Raw genomic sequence first — 18,830 nt, 5'->3', positions numbered from 1 at the left:
CTTTTTCTCCTTAAATAAGTTTTTCGATGTTGTAATGTCCGTTTTCATAACCATGGACATTAATTATTTCTTGAATTTGTCGTCCCTGTGGGGTTCTTGAAATGTGCACGACACAATGAACAGCCTCGCCTATTAAAGGTTCAATTTCGGAGGGTGCTGCCGGATTTCTGGTGATGAGTGATTTCAACCGATGAAGTCCTGCAAGACAGTTATTGGCATGCAACGTGGCTGTTCCTCCCTCATGTCCTGTGTTCCAAGCATCCAGCAAGTCAAGTGCTTCACTACCCCGAACTTCACCAACAATGATTCGATCTGGGCGCATTCTGAGAGTGGTTTTTAAAAGCTGGGTCATGCTGACATCAAGCGTGGTATGGTATTGGACACAATTTTTTGCTGCACATTGGATTTCACCGGTATCTTCAATGATAAAAATACGTTCTTCAGGCGCATGAATCACCATTTCACTGATAATGGCGTTCACTAATGTGGTTTTGCCAGAACCTGTGCCGCCAATGACTAAAATGTTTCGGTGTGAAGAGACAGCTTGTTTAATCACCTCGCATTGGGCTTGTGTCATAATTTCTGACTGAACATAGTCATTGAGGGTAAAAACCGATAACGCTTTTTTGCGGATGGCAAAGGTTGGACTTGAAACAACTGGCGGCAGTTGTCCGGCGAAACGTGAGCCATCCAGAGGTAACTCTCCCTCTAGCAAAGGCTTCATACGAGTCACTTCTTTTCCATGAAAACCGGCAACAGTTTTGATGATGGATTCGGCACGTGCTGCATTGATATTCCCTATGCAACGCATGGTTTCACCAAGCTGTTCTTGCCAAAGCCTGCCATCTGCATTCAACATGATCTCTACCGTTTTGGGATCGCTAAGCGCCCCTTCAATCAAACCACCTAAATCACGCTTCAGCTTCTCTTTGGCACGGTCTTTAACCGTTAGTCCTTGTTCAACCAGATCTATCATTGAGTAACCTCATGTTATTGTTGATGGTTCTATGCTGGACTCATCTCGTGTTTAAATTTATTGATTAAGCGATCTACAACGCTTTCTTGATTAGGTACAGGTTCGCGATACCATTCATCCTTTTGACGATCTCGGTTAATTCTGCGTTGAATTTCTTCTCGATGAATTGGGAGGGATTTGGGGGCATCAAAAGCAAGACAAATTTCTCCATGCTGGTATCCAAGGACCGTGCAGTAAATATCTTCACCGATAACCACGGATTCCCCGACTTTTCTTGTTAAAAGTAACATAGTGCTTCTCCTCTTTTTATTTAAGTAAGTAGGCTTTTGCATTGCCGGATATTCTCTTCAACCACAGCTTGGCTTGCTGGTTGATGTGCTTCACCTGCGACATAAAAAGTATTCCGCCGTTTGATGTCACGACAACAACCAATCATCTGCGGCAGACTCGGCGGCATGTCACAATGATCCCGACAAGCTAAAATGGCCTGATTCAAAACCTCATCGCTAAATTGCTCCAATCCTTCCGACCACTCTTTTTTAGCAAACTCCAAAAATCCATCGCTCTTAAACTGACTGCGCCACAAATGCCCATAAAAGACCGCAAAGCGGGTAAACAAGTTCTCAATCCGCTTGTCGGTACCATTGCAAGCTGACGACATTGGTTTGCTGGTATTCATCCTCTGCGGAGCTTGCTGAGTCTTCTGTGTCTTCGTTCCAGAAGGGGTCATGGGCTGTTCCAGTACTTGCGCGATGCTTCTCATTCCTTTTCTCCTGCTTTAATTCGATTGTGACTTCATCTTCCCAACATTTTTGTGACAACCAATTCGCTGGAAATTTCCAGGCAGGGACCCACTCACCATGCGCTTCTTTTGCTTTATGGGCTTTGATTTGGCTATCGAGTGCTTGCAACATGGTTTGCAGTAAATGCTCATCGGGATTGATTTGTTGGAAAATTTCAAAAGCACGATCACGTGACTTTTTTTCGGGGTACATAAGCCAGAAATTGTCGAATTGGCGTAATAAATAAATATAATTATTTTCTTTTATAAGAGGTGTGGCGGCTTTTTGGGGTTCGTCTATGTCGGCTTTTATATCTGTATCCTCAGAAAATTCAGTATTTACAAGGGCTATCTCGTGCGGGTTTGTGGTGGCTTTCTGTGGTGGGTTTATGGCGGCTTTATTTTGGACAGAATAATGCTTTGAAGCTAAGAGACATTTTAAAATGAGTTGCATGCCTTCAGATTGAATCTCAATAATGCCCGCACGTACCAAACCTGAAATTGCACGACGCACTTGATCTCGTGAAAAATTTTGACTTTTAATTCCTTGATGTGGCTCGATATAAAGCTGCTCAGATATCGACTGATAACTAACTCGCCGCTTGATACCTGTTATTCCTGTTTTCACATCCATATACGGTCTTATTCCTCTAAGGTAAGCCAGCTGCTGGATATGAGGTAAACCACTCATTGCCGCCAACTCATCACTATTAATGACGAAATCCATCATGGGTGTATATCCCTGTTAAATCCTCGTTTTTATTTTCATAATGTGATAATCTTTATGAAAATACACTTAAAAATATCACTATTAGTGATTTTAAAGAGAATATATATCACATTACGTGATAAATCAATGATTGAACTTATTTTTATGAGGCGAATTTGGCTGAGCTAAACATTAAAAAAGAAATTGGCAGACGCCTTCTCGAGGCTCGAAAGGCAAAAGGCTTGACACTAAAAGAGCTTGGTGACCTTGCTGGTGGTCTTAAACAAACCCGCTTAACCAATTGGGAACAAGGAACGCGCGCACCTGGCCCAGAAGAAATCAAACAGCTGGCACATGCATTGGATGTTTCGCCAGCTTTTTTAATGTGCTTGTCAGATGAGATGCAAATTAAAAAAACACAAAGCCCTAGTCATTTGATTCCGCTATTGGATTCGCGTCAGGCTTGTGATGCAAAAATGTATATCAATGCTGATTCTGACTGTGAGTTATCTAATGATGTGGTTTTTATTTCTGTTAGCATAAAGCTATTGCCAGAATTAAGTAAGGAAGCATTCGCGCTGAAAATGACAGATGAAAGTATGCTCCCTGAAATTAGAGTGAATGATGTACTAATAATAGATACTTTGATCTCACCAAAACCAGGGGATTATGTTGTAGTTAAAGTAGCTAATAAATCAGAAGTCATCGTTTGCCAATACAAGAAATTGTCTTTTACCTCACCTGAATTCGAACTTCTGACGTTAAATGATAATTGGCCAAATATTAAAGTGGCTGATGGTCTTGAAATAGATATTGTTGGTAAAGTGATCCAAAAAATTCGTTCATACTAATTAACTTAATATACCTATCATCATAGCTCACATATTCTTAGAACGTCTTTTTTCTAATAAAAAATGTAAGTCTATCTATTAAGAATATTTTTTCTCTACCAGCAGAAGTAGAGGTAAAAAAACAGCTTGAAATCCCCCGTATTTTCAACTATTTTCAACTAAATTCCATATAAATGGGTTATGTTCCTATGACTGACAACGACATAATGCTTATTAAGGATTTGGCTAACTATCTGAAAATAGCTGAAAAAACTGCTTATAGGTTTGCTTCGGAAGGTAAAATACCAGGCTTCAAAGTAGGGGCTGCATGGCGTTTTCGTAAAAGCGAAATTGATCAATGGATTAAAAACCAAGAGCAAAAAGCTAAATAACAACAAAGTTAAATATGGAATAAGCAGAATTTTAATAAGAGAATCAAATGATTACAGGTGAAATCAAAAATAAAGTGGATCAGATTTGGAGTGTTTTCTGGTCAGGTGGTGTATCAAATCCTCTATCTGTTATTGAACAAATTACTTATCTACTTTTTGCTAAAAGGTTAGATGAGATTCACACAGCAAGGGAAGCACAAGCCCACTTATTAGGTGAAGAGATTACAGATCCTATCTTTGAAGAGGGACAGGAGCATTTACGCTGGTCAAGGTTTAAGGATTTCGAGCCTAAACGAAAATTTGAAGTATTTAAAGATGAAGTTTTTCCTTTTATTAAAGCACTTAATGGACGTGCTGGTAGTTCGTATACAAAGTTTATGACTGATGCTGTATTTATTATTCCAACCCCAGCCTTGCTTGATAAAGTCGTGAATATGATTGAGCATATCCCCATGCATGACAGGGATACAAAGGGTGACCTATATGAATACATGCTCTCCAAAATAGCGACTGCTGGTAAAAATGGACAATTCCGTACACCGAGACACATTATCAAACTGATGGTTGAGTTAACAAAGCCAACACCACAGGATATTATTTGTGATCCTGCTTGCGGTACTTGTGGCTTTTTGGTTGCTGCTGCGGAATATTTAGAAAAGCACCACAAAGAAATCAATCGTGATAAAAAACTCAAAGATCACTTTAACAATCAAATGTTCCATGGCTCAGACTTCGATTCTTCAATGTTACGCATTGGCGCCATGAACATGACTTTACATGGTATTGAAAATCCAATTATTGAAGATAGGGACTCATTAAGCGAAGACCATGCTGATAAACGTGATGCCTATACGCTTATTCTGGCTAACCCACCTTTTAAAGGATCACTAGATCATGAAAGTATTGCAAAAGACTTGCTCCAAGTAAGCAAGACTAAAAAAACAGAATTGCTATTTATCAGTTTATTTATAAAACAATTAAAACTAGGTGGCCGTTGTGCTTGTATTGTGCCTGATGGCGTATTGTTTGGCTCATCTACGGCGCATCAACAATTAAGACATGCCTTAGTCGAAGAACAAAAGTTAGAAGCTGTTATCTCCATGCCATCTGGTGTATTTAAACCTTATGCAGGGGTATCTACCGCCATATTGATTTTTACGCGCACTGATTCGGGTGGCACTGATAAAGTCTTGTTTTATGATATGAAAGCAGATGGTTTTAGTTTAGATGATAAGAGAGAGCCTATTCAAGCTAATGATATACCTGACATCATTGAACAATATCACCAATACAAGGAAGGTGAGGGTGATTTTTTCGATAAAAAAGGTAAAGCTTTCGTCGTTGATAAAAAAGATATTGCGACGAATAAATATGATCTTTCCATCAATCGTTACAAAGAAGTTGAATATGAAGAAGTAGCCTATGATGCGCCGCAGGTTATTTTAGATAAGCTTGATGACTTGGAGTTGGATATCCAGAGGGACTTGAAGGAATTGAGGGGAATGTTATATGAACATGCCTAACTGCTCAAGCTATCTGAATGAAGTGCGTTTTAATATTACAGATAAAGGTAGATATGATGATCCCCAAAATTAAGTTATCTAAAATATGTAATATTTCAATGGGGCAAGCACCTAAAGGTAGTTCATACAATGATGTTGCTGAAGGCTATCCATTAATTGCTGGTGCTGGCGATTTTGGCATAAGTACTCCAAATCCTAAAAAGCATACTGTAGAACCTACGCGCTTATCCCAAGTAGGCGACTTAATTCTATGTATAAGGGCAACTATAGGTGATTTAAATTGGAGTGATGACGAATATTGTTTGGGACGAGGAGTTGCTGGACTAAGACCTCTACCAGATAAAGTTGATAAAAATTATCTTTGGCATTTTCTTCAATCGTATAAAGATGAACTCCAAAAAAAGGGCACTGGCTCTACTTTCAAACAGATAAGTCGTTTACACATTGAAGAGTTAGAAGTTCCTTTACCAGCACTAAAGGAACAAAAACGTATTGCTGCAATTTTAGATAAGGCGGATGCAGTGCGACGTAAACGCCAACAAGCCATCGAACTTAGCGAACAACTCTTACGCTCAGTTTTTTTGGATATGTTTGGTGATCCAGTCTCAAACTCAAAAGGATTTAAGTTGGTCAATATTTCAGATATAGGAAAAATAATAACAGGAAACACACCCTCAAGAAAAAAAGAGCAATATTATGGCTCCGAAATTGAATGGATTAAATCAGATAACATAAATACCCCATTCCACTATTTAACAAAAGCAGAAGAGTATCTTTCCAAAGAAGGTAAATTGGTCGGTAGGTGTGCTCCGAAAAACTCTATTCTAATAACTTGTATAGCAGGAAGTAAAAACTGCATAGGTAATATAGCAATGACAGATAGAGAGGTTGCATTCAATCAACAAATTAATGCAATCATACCCAATGAAAAAATATTGCTTTATTTTCTATATGCCCAGCTCTTATTTAATAAAGGAATAATCCAGAATGCTTCAACTAATAGTATGAAAGGGATGGTTAGCAAATCTAAACTATCTAATATTAAAATTTTACTTCCACCTATAGTTGAACAAAAGAAGTATACACAGTTCTTTTCAAAAGCAGTAAAGAAATTACAGAAAGATAACCTGGCATATAATGAATTAGATAAGCTTTTTAATGCATTAACGCAAAAAGCATTTAGAGGTGAATTAAGCAAACAATCAGAAACAGAATTAGCATAAAGGATACAATAGGATGGAGCAGAGCAATTTTTCATTTTTATCTGAGCATTGGGACTTCTTACTCCAGGATGCCAAATTTGTGGAAAGCTATGCTTTGCGTGATCCTAGAGCCGCGGCAATCTATGCACGCCGAACATTAGAATTAGCGCTAAAATGGTTATTTGCTAATGATTCAACTATAAAATCACCCTATGAATTAAATCTAGCCTCTATGATTCATGAGCCAAGCTTTTCGAATATGATCCAAAGAGGTTTGTTTTTTGATATTAAATTTATTCACCGATTAGGGAATATCGCAGTACACGGTGACGAGAATATTTCGCCTCAAGAAGGTTTAAAAGCAACCGTTGCACTTCATCAATTCTTAGGCTGGATGGCGCGGGTCTATTCTACTGGCGGCGCAAAACCCGAACAATTCCAAGTAACTTATCTTCCTAAAGCGCAAGAAGATACACCTAAACTTTCCAAACATGAGATTGAAAAAATTCAAGCTGACTTAGAAGCAAAAGATAAAGCAGCTGAGGCTGCTCGAGCTAAGCTAACTCAAACAGAGGCAGAACTTGCCGCCATAAAAGAGCAATTAGCATTACTTCAGGACGTTAAGAAAGCCAATAGGAAAACGATTAGCAGCAATGAATACACGGAGTCACAAACTCGAGAATTGATGATAGATGTCATGTTACGAGAAGCGGGTTGGGATCCGAAAGGAAAAAATGCTGAGGAATTCGAAGTTTTAAACTGTATGCCTACGGTCTCCGGTAAAAATGATGGTACGGGCTATGTTGATTATGTGCTTTGGGGCGATGATAACAAACCACTTGCATTAGTTGAGGCCAAAAAAACAAAAGTAGATCCACAAACAGGAAGTCGACAAGCGGAGCTTTATGCTAATTGTTTAGAGCAGCATCATGGTCAGCGTCCGATTATTTATTTTTCTAATGGGTATAAGACATGGATGTGGGATGATACTTTTTATCCTCCACGAGAAGTGCAGGGCTTTGCCACTAAAGATGAATTACAATGGAAAATCAATCAGCGTAAGAGTCGTCAATCGTTAAACTTGATGCAGCCTAAGACAGAGATTGCTGGTCGATATTACCAAATAGAAGCTGCAGCTCGCGTCATGCAACATTTTGGAGATAATCGTAAACGCAAAAGTTTAATCGTCATGGCAACTGGTACGGGCAAAACTCGTTTGTCCATCGCCTTGGTCGATATGTTATTGCGGGCTAATTGGGTAAGGAAGGTATTATTTTTAGCTGACAGAACCGCTTTATTAACTCAAGCTAGTCGAGCGTTTAAGAAAAATCTTCCTCATGTCAGCCTCGCCAATCTCTTGGGTAAGAAACAAGAGGAAGCGCGAATATTATTCTCAACCTACCCAACCATGCTTAATTGTATTGACGGAACCAAGAAAAAGCAGAGCCAAACATTTAGTGTAAACCATTTTGATTTGATCATTATCGATGAAGCGCATCGGTCTGTTTATCAAAAATATGGTGCCATTTTTGATTATTTTGACTCACTGCTACTTGGATTAACGGCTACACCCCGTGGAGAAGTTGATAGAAACACATATCAATTGTTTGAACTTGATAATCATCAACCAACTTATGCTTATGAGTTAGAGCAAGCAGTCAAAGACGGTTTCCTTGTACCACCTCGCGCTATTTCGGTACCATTGAAGTTCCAAAGAGAAGGAATTAAATACAACGAACTTTCTATTGAAGAACAAGAAGAGTATGAATTGCAGGAGGAGTTTTATGATAAGGAAACGGGCGATCTAAAAGAAGAAATCGGCTCTTCAGCTTTGAATCAATGGTTGTTTAATAAAGATACCGTCAATAAAGTTCTGATGCATTTGATGGAACATGGAATCAAAGTTGAGGGCGGAGATAAAATCGGTAAAACCATTATCTTTGCTAAAAATAAAACACACGCTCAGTTTATAGTCCAACAGTTTGATGAAAATTATCCGCATCTGGCAGGTAAGTTTTGCCGTCGAATTGATCATTCAGTGAAATACTCACAAAGTTTAATTGATGCGTTTAGCCTTAAAACAAAAGATCCTTTTATCGTTGTTTCAGTGGATATGCTTGATACCGGTATTGATGTTCCAGAAGTTGTGAACTTAGTCTTTTTCAAGCTGGTTCGCTCCAGAACAAAGTTCTGGCAAATGATAGGACGTGGCACTAGACCCTGTGAGGATTTATTCGGTCCAGGAAATGATAAAAAGGAATTTGTGATTTTTGATTATTGTGAGAATCTGGAATTTTTTGATACTAATCCAGAGGGGTATGATTCCAGTATTCAAGAGTCTGTTAAGCAGAAAATATTTAATCGTCGATTAGACCTAATAACAGCTTTAGAAAATACAAATATTGTTAATGATGCACTTAAAAGTTTTAGTGGAACTCTAAAAAATCAGCTACATGAAGTTGTTACCACTATGAATATAGACAATTTTATTGTTCGAAAAGAACGAGCAAATGTTGAAAAATATGCCAAGCGAGACCAATGGGATATTTTGAAAGAAGATGACATAAATACACTTAGAAGTAAGCTTAGTGGCTTGCCTTCAATAGACAATGATGATGAGCTTTGCCGTCGATTTGATTTACTGATTTTGAATATTCAGATAGCTATTTTGCAAAATAGCAGAGCACAAGAGAAATACAAATCACAAATCATTGAGATAGCGAAGGGGCTAGAAGACAAATCAAACATTCCTAATGTCGCAAATCAAATGGAGTTAATATTAGATTTGCAAACTGAACAATGGTGGGCGGATGTTTCTTTGCCTTTACTCGAGCAGGTAAGAGTATGCCTTCGAGATCTGACAAGATTTTTAGATAAAGAAACTGTTCTAATCAACGTTTATACTAATTTTGCCGATGAAATTAGGGAAGGTTCTGCAGTATATGATTTGGTGAAAAGCGATTCTAATTTAAAGGATTATAGAGAGAAAGTGCGGAAATTTATCAATGATCACAAAAATCATATCACTATTCGGCGATTAAGAAATAATGAACCAGTTACTCCTACTGACATTGCCGCTCTAGAAGATATTCTTTTTTCAGAATGTGGCGTAATTCCAAAAGAGGACTATCAAAAAATCTTTGGTGAAAAACCTTTAGGCGTATTAGTTCGCTCTGTTGTGGGCTTGAGTCGAAAAGCAGCTAAAGAAGCCTTTGCAGAATTTCTATCAAAAGTGCCATTAGAGCCTGATCAAATAGCCTTCCTCAATGAGGTCATTGAATTTCTTGTACAGAATGGCACCATGGAGCCTAAGGTATTATTTGAAACGCCATTTACGAATATTCATAATTTGGGGATAGCAGGGGTATTTGATGATAAAACGAGTAGACGGTTGATTGATTTAGTTAAACACATAAATGAAAATGCGGGGATGGGTTAAAATTCTAATATCAGTTTGTAATCTTTTATTAATAAAATGTAACCAGGTAATTAGATGAATGTAGAAATTCAAAACTGTAACAATATCGATTCAGCTAAAATAACGATTACTAAGAATAAACTTAATATCAAATTTGCACATAATGGAACTGGGAAAAGTACTATTGCCAAGGCATTACAATGCTTTTCAGCTGGAGATAAGGATCTTTTAGCTGACTTGATGCCTTTTAAGTATAGGGATAGTAATCCTAATAACCTGCAACCGATAGTAAGCTGCATGGAAAAGATTCGAAATATAATGTGTTTTAATGAAGATTATGTTAACCAGTTTACCTTTAAGCCGGAAGAACTAGTAAGTAATAGCTTCGACATATTCATTAGAACGGATGCATATAGGGCGATAGAACAAGAAATAGCTAGTATCGTGCAAACTATCCGGCAGCAATTTACAAACAATTCAGATTTAGAAACGTTGATTTCGAATCTTAAGGGGCTAAGCGATGCATTTAAACTGACAGCATCAGGTCAACTTTCAAAGTCTTCAGCTGGAATGAAGGGACTATCAGTTGGAAACAAAATAACGAACATACCTCAAGGGCTTGAACCATATCAGCCATTCATTCAAAGCCCCAAAAGCGTCAATTGGATTGATTGGCAAACCAAAGGCCATTTAGAATATTCAACTTTATCAACCGCTTGTCCATTTTGTTCAACTGACTCGACAGGCAAGAAAGAGCAAATCAGAAGAGTAAGTCAAGAATACGATAAAAATGTGATAAAGAATCTTGTTGGAATAATCGATGTTCTTGATAAACTGGGTGAATATTTCTCAGTAAATGCGAAAGAAAACTTAGAAATCATTACTTCATTAAAAGAGGGCCTTGAAAAAGAGCATGAGAACTTTATCGTCGAGCTCAAGAATCAAATTGATACTCTGGTTCAAAAGCTAGAGGATGTGAGAACCCTTTCAAGTTTTCATTTTAAGGAAGGCGAAAAAGTTGCAGAGAAGCTAATATCCTATAAACTAGATTTGCATTTTTTATCTCACCTTAACTCAGTTAAAACGCAAGCGACTATCACATCAATAAATTCATCGCTAGATGTACTAATAACACAAGCTGGGGAATTACAGGGTAAAATCAATAGACAGCGAAAAGAAATACAAAAACTCATTGAAAAGCATCAGGCGGATATCAATAGTTTCTTAGCATATGCTGGCTATCGCTATAAAGTGGAAATTGCTGGAGAGCATGGGCGATCTCAACTTAAGCTGTTGCATGTTGACCATAGTCAACATCTAAGTGGTGGGCATCAGCATCTTAGTTTCGGTGAAAGAAATGCCTTTGCTATTGTGTTATTCATGTATGAATGTTTGGCAAAGGCACCTGATTTGATAATATTGGATGACCCAATATCGTCTTTTGATAAGAATAAAAAGTTTGCGATATTAGAAATGTTGTTCCGACGTGATGGAGTATCATGCCTAAAAGGCAAAACGGTTTTGATGTTAACGCATGACATAGAACCCATAATTGACACGCTTAAATCAGTAAAAAAGCAGTTTAGCAATCAGGTCACAGCCACTTATCTCAGATACAATAGTGGTCATGTGCATGAGCGATCAATCTGTGAAAAGGACATAAAAACATTTGCTCAAATATGCCAAACTGCTGTCAACTCAGATTGTGACAATATTATTAAGCTTATATACCTAAGACGTTATTATGAGATTATGGATGATCATGGTGAGGCATATCAGGTTTTATCAAATCTGTTTCACAAAAGAAAAAAACCTCTTGATTCAAGGGAGCCACTAGGTAGAGATGGTAAATATCCTGAGATGGATCCTGCCAAGCTTTCTAATGGTATTGATGAAATAAGAAAAAATCTACCTGGATTTGACTACGAGAATATGCTCAGAAATATATCAGATACGAATAGTTTAAAATTCTTGTACCATGACTGCCAAAACGGATATGAAAAGTTACAAGTGTTTAGACTTATTGGTATAGACATTGAAAATTCGATTATTCAAAAATTTATCAACGAAACATATCATATTGAGAACGAATTTATATGTCAGCTAGACCCTACACAATTTGACCTTGTACCTGAATATATCGTCGATGAGTGCAGTAAGAAATTGCAGGAAGTTAAATGAGAATCCTCCATACATCCGACTGGCACTTAGGCCGAATCCTTTATGGTAGAAAACGTTATGAAGAATTCGATGCTTTTTTAACTTGGCTTGCTGAGACGATTCATAATAATGAAATCAATGTCTTGCTGATAGCGGGGGACGTATTTGATACCACGGCACCGAGTAATCGAGCTCAGGAACTTTATTACCGATTTCTATGTAGGGTTGCCAGCTCATCCTGCCGGCATGTGGTCGTTATCGCAGGCAACCACGATTCACCATCTTTCCTGAATGCACCCAAGGAGTTACTTAAAGTCCTTAATGTTCACGTGGTTGGTAGTATCTCTGAGGATCTTGAAGATGAGGTGTTGGTGCTTCGAAATAAGCAGGGTACCCCAGAAGTGATTGTCTGTGCTGTGCCATACCTTCGAGATAAAGATATCCGTGTGGCGGAAGTTGGCGAGAGTATAGAAGATAAGGAACGGAAGCTGATTGAAGGTATCCGCAATCACTATGCTAATGTCGCTGTCTTGGCTGAACAGAAGCGCAATGAACTAGGGGTTAATATTCCTATCGTAGCCATGGGACATTTGTTTACGGCCGGTGGGCAAACCTTTGATGGTGATGGTGTGCGAGATCTTTATGTTGGATCCCTGGCTCATGTAACGGCTAGTATTTTCCCGACCTGCTTCAATTATTTGGCACTAGGCCACCTGCATGTACCGCAGAAGGTCAACAATTCAGAAATTATACGCTATAGCGGATCTCCTTTGCCTATGGGATTTGGAGAAGCAAAACAGCAGAAGAGTGTTTGCCAGGTAGTATTTCACAGTAATGAAACATCCACACAGCTGATTGATGTTCCCGTGTTTCAGAAACTTGAGCGTGTCAAAGGGGACTGGGTTGATATTTCAAATCGCATTCTCGAATTGAAAGTAATAGATTCAAAATGCTGGGTTGAAGTTATTTACGAAGGCGATGAACTTATTGGTGATCTGCAGGAGCGCTTGGAAACTATTATTTCAGGCACACAATTGGAAATTCTTCGAGTAAAAAACAATCGGATCATAGATCGTGTGCTGAAACAAATTCATGAAGAGGATACACTGGATGATTTGAATGTGAACGTTGTGTTTGAGCGATGTCTATCTGTTCATGATATACCAGAAGATCAACGACAGGAACTGATCCTGACCTACCAAGAAACGCTTTCGTCTCTCTATGAAGACGATGTGCAGGCTGAATAAAGAGGCGACCAATGAGAATATTGCAGGTGCGTTTTAAAAATCTGAACTCGCTGGTCGGTGAATGGAAAATCGACTTAACACACCCAGCTTTCACGTCCGATGGCATTTTTGCTATTACCGGACCCACTGGTGCAGGTAAGACAACGATTCTTGATGCTATTTGCCTTGCTCTTTATGGACGGACGCCTCGCCTGAATAAGATAAGCAAGAGTGGAAATGAAATTATGTCCCGTCAGACTGGTGAATGTTTTGCTGAGGTGTCGTTTGAAACTCAGACCGGTCGATATCGGTGTCATTGGAGTCAACGTAGAGCGCGTAACAAAACTGATGGTGAACTGCAGCCTCCTAAGCACGAGATTTCTAACGCAGATTCTGGTGAAATCTTTGAATCCAAGATCAGGGGTGTAGCTGATCAAATCGAATTAGCTACCGGCATGGATTTTGACCGGTTCACCAGATCAATGTTGTTAGCTCAAGGCGGTTTCGCTGCGTTTCTACAGGCTGATCCAAATGAAAGAGCTCCAATCTTGGAACAAATTACCGGAACAGAGGTTTACAGCCAAATATCTATCCGTGTTCATGAACGTCAACGTGAAGAACGAGAGAAACTGGATATTCTTCAGGCTGAAACAGCAGGAATTGTAATTTTGGAACCTGATCAGGAAAATGAGATAGGGCAGGCACTCGAGGCAAAACAAAAAGAAGAAGCAGAACTTACCGCCAGGATCGAGAAAATAGGAAAAGATATTTCATGGCTAACTACCATAGATGGATTAAAGAGGGACTTATATAACCTAGTTGATGAATCCAACATATTGCATACTGATCTTGAAGCATTCAAACCGAATCGTGACAAACTTACCCAGAGTTTAAAAGCAGCATCTCTTGATGGTGTATACGCAACACTAACTGCATTTCAAAAACAACAGAGTGAAGATCAAATAGCACTGAAGAAGGAAGAAGATATTCTTCCTGAATTAGAAGTATCTGCCAAGGAGAAGGCTGAATACTTGAAATTGGCTGAGCAAAAAACAGTTATAGCCAAAGAAGCATTTAAATCTGCTGCACCTATATTGCAGAAGATTCGTTCCCTAGATCAGCGGCTTGCCGAACAAGAAAAAGCTGTTTTGGAAGTTGATGTTAACTGTAAGAAAGATGCGACCAAGATAGCTGAAGATAAAAAAGCCAAACAAATGGAGCAGGAAAAATGTACTGGAGTCCAAAGGGCTCTGGAACTTATTAACTGTTATTTAAAAGAGCATATCCAAGATGAATGGCTTATCGGCGGTCTTGCTGGTATTGAAGAACAGCTAGGTAGCCTAATTTCTAAACAAAAGGAAATTGTTGAAAAAGAAATTGTCCGTGATAAAACCATAACTGCCTTGCAATTGGCGAAAAAGTCATTTGATGATTGCCAGAATCAATGCAATATTCTGAGGAAGGAGCTAGTTGACGCCTCAACAAGACTACAGCAAGGCAAAGATACTTTGAGTCAGTTATTGGGGGGTAGACTGTTACGTGAATACCGTATAGAGAAAGAAACTTTGTTACGTGAAATTGCTTTTCTAGCAAAAATAGCGGAACTTGAAGAACATCGACTTAAATTGGAGGATGGCAAACCTTGCCCACTATGTGGTGCAAAAGAGCACCCATTCGCAGAAGGCAATATTCCTACTTCAGATAAATCTGAACAGAAGATCGAAGCTTTGACTGAGCTTATTAACAAGGCTGAGGAGCAGGAAATATCTATTAAGAAGCTTGAAGAGAATGTGATTGAGGCACGTAAGAATCTGATGGATGCTGAAAAGCAGGAGATAGCAGCAGATAATGAGAAGAAATCAACAGATAAAACCCTAGCAAATATAATGGAGTCTTTAGAAAAACTCCATACCAATTTTACAGAACGCAGGGAGACTTTGTCTGCTAAACTCCTGCCACTAGGCATTTCGGAGCTCTCTGATGACAATATTTCGGTAATATTGGAGGTCTTACAGGCACGGTTGGATGCATGGCAATCTCAGACTACGAAAAGAACTGATTATGAGAAACGGATTGCTGCATTCGAAAGTGAGATGAGTCGTCTGGATGGAGTCATTGACACTCAAAGTATAGCCCTGGCTGAAAAGCAATCACGCTTGGAAGTAATGACCAAGGATTTCATCGCTGTAAAGGAAGAACGAAAAGCGATATATGGTGACAAAAATCCCGATAATGAGGAGTTTCTTTTGCATAAGGCTGTTTCTGATGCGGAAAGTGCTGAAAAACAAGCTAGAGATCAACATAATGAACTCCAGAAAAAATGGAATACTGTAAAGTCCTACATTGAATCCCTGAAAAAACGCATTGACCAGCAAGAGCATGAGTTAAGAAGATTAGAAACTGAATTTTCTGCGGCTCATGTCTCTCTGGGGTTTACTAATAAAGAAAAGTTTATAGAAGCCAGATTGTCTCCTGTGCAGAGAGATGATCTAGCTGCGCAGGCTAAGAGATTGGATGAACGTCAAACAGAACTTAACGCTAGACAAAAAGATAGAGAAACGCGCTTAGCCACTGAAATGGCTAGAAAATTTACTGACAAACCACTGGATGAACTCGAACCTGAATTCAAGGATTATGAAAAATCACTGAGAGAGACAAGGGATATCATTGCAGGTTTCAAGCACAGACTAAGTGAAAATATGGCTGCAAAAGAGCAGATAAAAGAAAAGCAAATGGTTATAGAAGTCCAGAAAAAAGAGTGCCAGCGGTGGAGAAACTTGCACGAATTGATCGGGTCTGCTGATGGCAAGAAGTATCGCAACTTTGCCCAAGGGTTGACCTTTGAAATGATGATTGGTCATGCCAATCGACAACTGCAAAAAATGACTGACCGCTATTTACTACTCCATGATGACGCTCAGCCTCTGGAGCTAAATGTAGTTGACAACTATCAGGCTGGTGAAATTAGGTCTACGAAAAATTTATCAGGCGGTGAGAGCTTTATCGTCAGTTTATCCTTGGCACTTGGTTTATCCCATATGGCAAGCAAGAAAGTCCGGGTGGATTCTCTATTCCTGGATGAGGGCTTTGGCACGCTTGATGATGAAGCTCTTGATACTGCATTGGAAACTCTTTCAAGTCTGCAGCAGGACGGCAAACTTATTGGTGTAATTTCGCACGTACAGGCTTTGAAGGAGCGGATCAGTACCCAGATCAAGGTAATACCTCAAACTGGGGGCAGGAGCCGGCTTTGTGGCCCTGGTTGCATTAGATCTAGCGCTAAAGATCAGTCTATTTAAGCAGATTAATACATAGTAATAAAGAAGAGTTATGATGTTACTATTAAAGACAGATTTTTTTTCCATTTTTTTCTAAAACAATATTATAGCCACAGGCATGAGATACATTAAGAAAATTTGTTAATTTCATATCTTCTTGTACGCCTGATCGCAAGTTTTGTATGGCTGTAGTGGAAAGACCTGACTCATTGGCTAGTTTTCTGACGCTTTTTTTGCTGGTTTCCATTAATTCGCGAATAATTTCAGACAATAGAAACTCTTTGTATTCTTCTTCAAACTGTTTTTTGAAAGCAGGATCTTGCATTTCTCGTTCGAACGTTGATAGTGGTTTGTTACTCATAATATTTACCTCGCTCTACACGACTAATATAATCATTTCGACTGTTTATCGCTTTATCTTTTTCGTTAGTGGGTAGCTTTTGTTGTTTTTTGCAAAAGCCATTGGTAATAACAATTTTCTTACCCTCATAGAAAAAACATAAAAAACGCTCAGGTTGTGGCTTAAAAGCATAAATTTTATCACCTTCATTCCTGAATTTTGTTTTATCTTTAATCTCTCCATTATCTCCCATTCGTTTTAATAATTTTAACAGCTGAATTTTTTCGGATTTATCTAAGCTGTTATAATATTCCAATGCATCACTATGCTTTTTGTCATCAAAATACCATTCAATGGTATAAGCTTCACCTTCATAAGCTATAAACTCAACTCTTTTCATCATAATTAAGTGTACCAATAAAGTTGTACATTGTCAAAAAATAATACGATCTACCCTTTACAGAACTACATTTTCAGAAACTAAGTTCATTATATAGTCTGACCATTTCTCCAGGGCGTCTTTTCTCTGTGGTAACATCTCATTTTTGTTATAAGTAGCCATAATCTTAGGCATCTTATGTCCTAGACATTTTTCGATGACAACGGGATCAATATTTAATGTTTCACCCAGCTGGGTTGCAAATGTTCGGCGCAGATCGTGAGCCGTCCATTTTTCGATTCCGACTCTTTCTTGTAAACGATTGACTGCTTTGGGTAGTGCTCTGTCGCTGATTGGGTTTATACCGTCTGCGCCGCTGATTACATAATCCCCTATATTGCAATGGTAAAGCTCCAGAAATAAGGATTTGACAGGTTCGGTTAAATGGACACGCATGGTGATGCCAGTTTTGGTGTTTGCAGCGGGGATAGTCCATAGAGAGTTTTCAAAGTCAAACTCTTTCCATTTGGCGATTCTTAGTTCGCCGGTGCGGACGCCAGTTAGTAGTAATATTTTAATGGCATTGGTGATTTGTAAAGAGACGCCATGCTTGCCATTATTTAAGAATTGCCAGAGCTGTTTAATTTCATCTAATGTCAGATGTCGCTCTCTTGGCTTTTCCACCCCACCAATATCACGGGCACGGATGTTTGCTGCCTGGTTGACCGTAAGCTCTCCCCGGCTAACAGCATAATTAAACGCTTGTTTAAGTGCACTGAGAACTTTATTGGCATGGACAGGGGAGCCTCTATTAACGATTTTATCTAACGACCAAGTAATATCTTTTGTTTTAAGTTCCTCAACCTCTATGTTTCCAAGCATTGGTATTATATCTGCCTTAATTAATTGCTCTATTTGTTCAGGGCATTTTCGGTGGCGTTTGATGTAATTATCGAACCAATTTGTAACAAGATCTTTGACAGTAAATCGCTCTTCTTTTTGGGTAATCATGATCTTTTTAGGGTTACTGCCGCTTCTTTTTATTTCCCTTAAATCCATGAACTGTCTTTTTGCATCTGCTAAACTAACTGATGGATAATTACCAATGGTAATGTGGTCCTTTTTTCCATCTATTTTGTAGCGGTATACCCAGGTTTTTGTACCAGTAGGGTATACAAATATTCCAAAACCATCTCCTTCAAATAGTTCAATACGCTTGTCTGATGATTTTAAGTTTTTGATGTAGGTATCGGTAAATCTGACCATGTTGTTCCTTTTACTGGTTACTTCACTGGGTACTTTATGGTGTTTTTGAATGTTATTGGATGTTATCGATTGATATTTATGATATGCTTTACATCTTTATGTATCAAGGTTTTTTGACTGAAAAGGTATAAAAATATTATTCCAATTAAATCTATAGTTTGCAGTATGGGGTGCTAGTGGTCGAAGGTTCAAATCCTTCCGTCCCGACCAATCCCAGTAAGGGTTTCCAGAAGAACCCTAAAATTAAAAAAAGATTTTGGTACCACTCTTGGTACCGGTTTCGAAATCCTTGGGCTCTTCCCCAAATCAGGGGGCACTAATCAAGAACACAAAACTTTAACCCTTAACCT

At 38.7% G+C, this 18,830-nt stretch carries 15 protein-coding genes; 8 read left to right on the top strand and 7 right to left on the bottom strand.

The window, feature by feature from the left end; translation table 11 throughout:
• Nucleotides 1-10: 10 nt before the first annotated feature.
• The 4 genes from trbB to DGG96_RS11230 are packed head-to-tail and all read right to left on the bottom strand — an operon-like array spanning nt 11 to nt 2,484.
• A complete protein-coding gene (gene trbB, locus DGG96_RS11245; RefSeq protein ID WP_110142755.1) occupies nt 11-976 on the bottom strand; it encodes a P-type conjugative transfer ATPase TrbB in 966 nt (321 codons plus the stop codon).
• Between the two features lie 29 nt (nt 977-1,005).
• Nucleotides 1,006-1,266, bottom strand: coding sequence for a carbon storage regulator (locus DGG96_RS11240; protein ID WP_110142754.1), 261 nt, complete (start codon nt 1,264-1,266; stop codon nt 1,006-1,008).
• A gap of 20 nt (nt 1,267-1,286) precedes the next feature.
• On the bottom strand, nt 1,287-1,595 hold the full coding sequence (locus DGG96_RS11235) for a Vir protein (protein ID WP_110142753.1): 309 nt from the start codon (nt 1,593-1,595) through the stop codon (nt 1,287-1,289).
• A 4-nt stretch (nt 1,596-1,599) separates the two neighbouring features.
• Entirely contained in the window at nt 1,600-2,484 is an 885-nt protein-coding gene (locus DGG96_RS11230; RefSeq protein WP_110142752.1) for a hypothetical protein, read from the bottom strand.
• A gap of 158 nt (nt 2,485-2,642) precedes the next feature.
• On the opposite strand from DGG96_RS11230, the gene DGG96_RS11225 reads away from it, so the two are divergent.
• From DGG96_RS11225 to DGG96_RS11190, 8 genes are all read left to right on the top strand, one after another.
• Complete coding sequence (locus tag DGG96_RS11225) at nt 2,643-3,317, top strand: LexA family protein (RefSeq protein WP_110142751.1); 675 nt, start codon at nt 2,643-2,645, stop codon at nt 3,315-3,317.
• A 188-nt stretch (nt 3,318-3,505) separates the two neighbouring features.
• Nucleotides 3,506-3,688 carry a methylation-associated defense system helix-turn-helix domain-containing protein MAD1 gene (gene mads1 / locus DGG96_RS11220; RefSeq protein WP_110142750.1) on the top strand — a complete coding sequence of 61 codons (183 nt, stop codon included), beginning with the start codon at nt 3,506-3,508 and terminating at the stop codon, nt 3,686-3,688.
• Nucleotides 3,689-3,735: 47 nt separating this feature from the next.
• Nucleotides 3,736-5,211, top strand: a complete 1,476-nt coding sequence (locus DGG96_RS11215; RefSeq protein WP_110142749.1) for a type I restriction-modification system subunit M — start codon at nt 3,736-3,738, stop codon at nt 5,209-5,211.
• A gap of 53 nt (nt 5,212-5,264) precedes the next feature.
• Nucleotides 5,265-6,434, top strand: coding sequence for a restriction endonuclease subunit S (locus DGG96_RS11210; RefSeq protein ID WP_158618880.1), 1,170 nt, complete (start codon nt 5,265-5,267; stop codon nt 6,432-6,434).
• A gap of 13 nt (nt 6,435-6,447) precedes the next feature.
• Complete coding sequence (locus tag DGG96_RS11205) at nt 6,448-9,852, top strand: DEAD/DEAH box helicase family protein (protein WP_110142747.1); 3,405 nt, start codon at nt 6,448-6,450, stop codon at nt 9,850-9,852.
• A 54-nt stretch (nt 9,853-9,906) separates the two neighbouring features.
• A complete protein-coding gene (locus DGG96_RS11200; protein ID WP_110142746.1) occupies nt 9,907-12,012 on the top strand; it encodes an AAA family ATPase in 2,106 nt (701 codons plus the stop codon).
• A complete protein-coding gene (locus tag DGG96_RS11195; RefSeq protein WP_110142745.1) occupies nt 12,009-13,238 on the top strand; it encodes an exonuclease SbcCD subunit D C-terminal domain-containing protein in 1,230 nt (409 codons plus the stop codon). Before DGG96_RS11200 ends, DGG96_RS11195 begins: the two co-directional genes overlap by 4 nt.
• Before the next feature lie 11 nt (nt 13,239-13,249).
• Nucleotides 13,250-16,516 carry an AAA family ATPase gene (locus DGG96_RS11190; RefSeq protein WP_110142744.1) on the top strand — a complete coding sequence of 1,089 codons (3,267 nt, stop codon included), beginning with the start codon at nt 13,250-13,252 and terminating at the stop codon, nt 16,514-16,516.
• A gap of 43 nt (nt 16,517-16,559) precedes the next feature.
• Here DGG96_RS11190 and DGG96_RS11185 read toward each other — a convergent pair whose 3' ends face one another.
• Genes DGG96_RS11185 through DGG96_RS11175 form a run of 3 tightly spaced genes read right to left on the bottom strand, consistent with a single transcriptional unit; the run spans nt 16,560 to nt 18,480 of the window.
• A complete protein-coding gene (locus tag DGG96_RS11185; RefSeq protein ID WP_110142743.1) occupies nt 16,560-16,856 on the bottom strand; it encodes a hypothetical protein in 297 nt (98 codons plus the stop codon).
• Nucleotides 16,849-17,238 carry a type II toxin-antitoxin system RelE/ParE family toxin gene (locus DGG96_RS11180; RefSeq protein WP_110142742.1) on the bottom strand — a complete coding sequence of 130 codons (390 nt, stop codon included), beginning with the start codon at nt 17,236-17,238 and terminating at the stop codon, nt 16,849-16,851. The genes DGG96_RS11185 and DGG96_RS11180 overlap by 8 nt, the downstream gene beginning before the upstream one ends.
• 54 nt (nt 17,239-17,292) lie before the next feature.
• Complete coding sequence (locus tag DGG96_RS11175) at nt 17,293-18,480, bottom strand: tyrosine-type recombinase/integrase (protein WP_110142741.1); 1,188 nt, start codon at nt 18,478-18,480, stop codon at nt 17,293-17,295.
• Between the last annotated feature and the right edge of the window lie 350 nt (nt 18,481-18,830).

The organism is Legionella qingyii (genome assembly GCF_003184185.1).
Note: the sequence above shows the minus strand (reverse complement) of the source record. Positions and strands in the feature narration are given on the sequence as shown.

Excerpts from the sequence above, each read along its gene's own strand:
- DGG96_RS11215 (WP_110142749.1), top strand. The coding sequence starts at position 3,736 with ATGATTACAGGTGAAATCAAAAATAAAGTGGATCAGATTTGGAGTGTT.
- mads1 (WP_110142750.1), top strand. The coding sequence starts at position 3,506 with ATGACTGACAACGACATAATGCTTATTAAGGATTTGGCTAACTATCTG.
- DGG96_RS11230 (WP_110142752.1), bottom strand. The coding sequence starts at position 2,484 with ATGGATTTCGTCATTAATAGTGATGAGTTGGCGGCAATGAGTGGTTTA.
- DGG96_RS11195 (WP_110142745.1), top strand. The coding sequence starts at position 12,009 with ATGAGAATCCTCCATACATCCGACTGGCACTTAGGCCGAATCCTTTAT.
- DGG96_RS11240 (WP_110142754.1), bottom strand. The coding sequence starts at position 1,266 with ATGTTACTTTTAACAAGAAAAGTCGGGGAATCCGTGGTTATCGGTGAA.
- DGG96_RS11185 (WP_110142743.1), bottom strand. The coding sequence starts at position 16,856 with ATGAGTAACAAACCACTATCAACGTTCGAACGAGAAATGCAAGATCCT.
- DGG96_RS11190 (WP_110142744.1), top strand. The coding sequence starts at position 13,250 with ATGAGAATATTGCAGGTGCGTTTTAAAAATCTGAACTCGCTGGTCGGT.
- DGG96_RS11175 (WP_110142741.1), bottom strand. The coding sequence starts at position 18,480 with ATGGTCAGATTTACCGATACCTACATCAAAAACTTAAAATCATCAGAC.
- DGG96_RS11210 (WP_158618880.1), top strand. The coding sequence starts at position 5,265 with ATGATGATCCCCAAAATTAAGTTATCTAAAATATGTAATATTTCAATG.
- DGG96_RS11205 (WP_110142747.1), top strand. The coding sequence starts at position 6,448 with ATGGAGCAGAGCAATTTTTCATTTTTATCTGAGCATTGGGACTTCTTA.
- DGG96_RS11200 (WP_110142746.1), top strand. The coding sequence starts at position 9,907 with ATGAATGTAGAAATTCAAAACTGTAACAATATCGATTCAGCTAAAATA.
- trbB (WP_110142755.1), bottom strand. The coding sequence starts at position 976 with ATGATAGATCTGGTTGAACAAGGACTAACGGTTAAAGACCGTGCCAAA.
- DGG96_RS11180 (WP_110142742.1), bottom strand. The coding sequence starts at position 17,238 with ATGATGAAAAGAGTTGAGTTTATAGCTTATGAAGGTGAAGCTTATACC.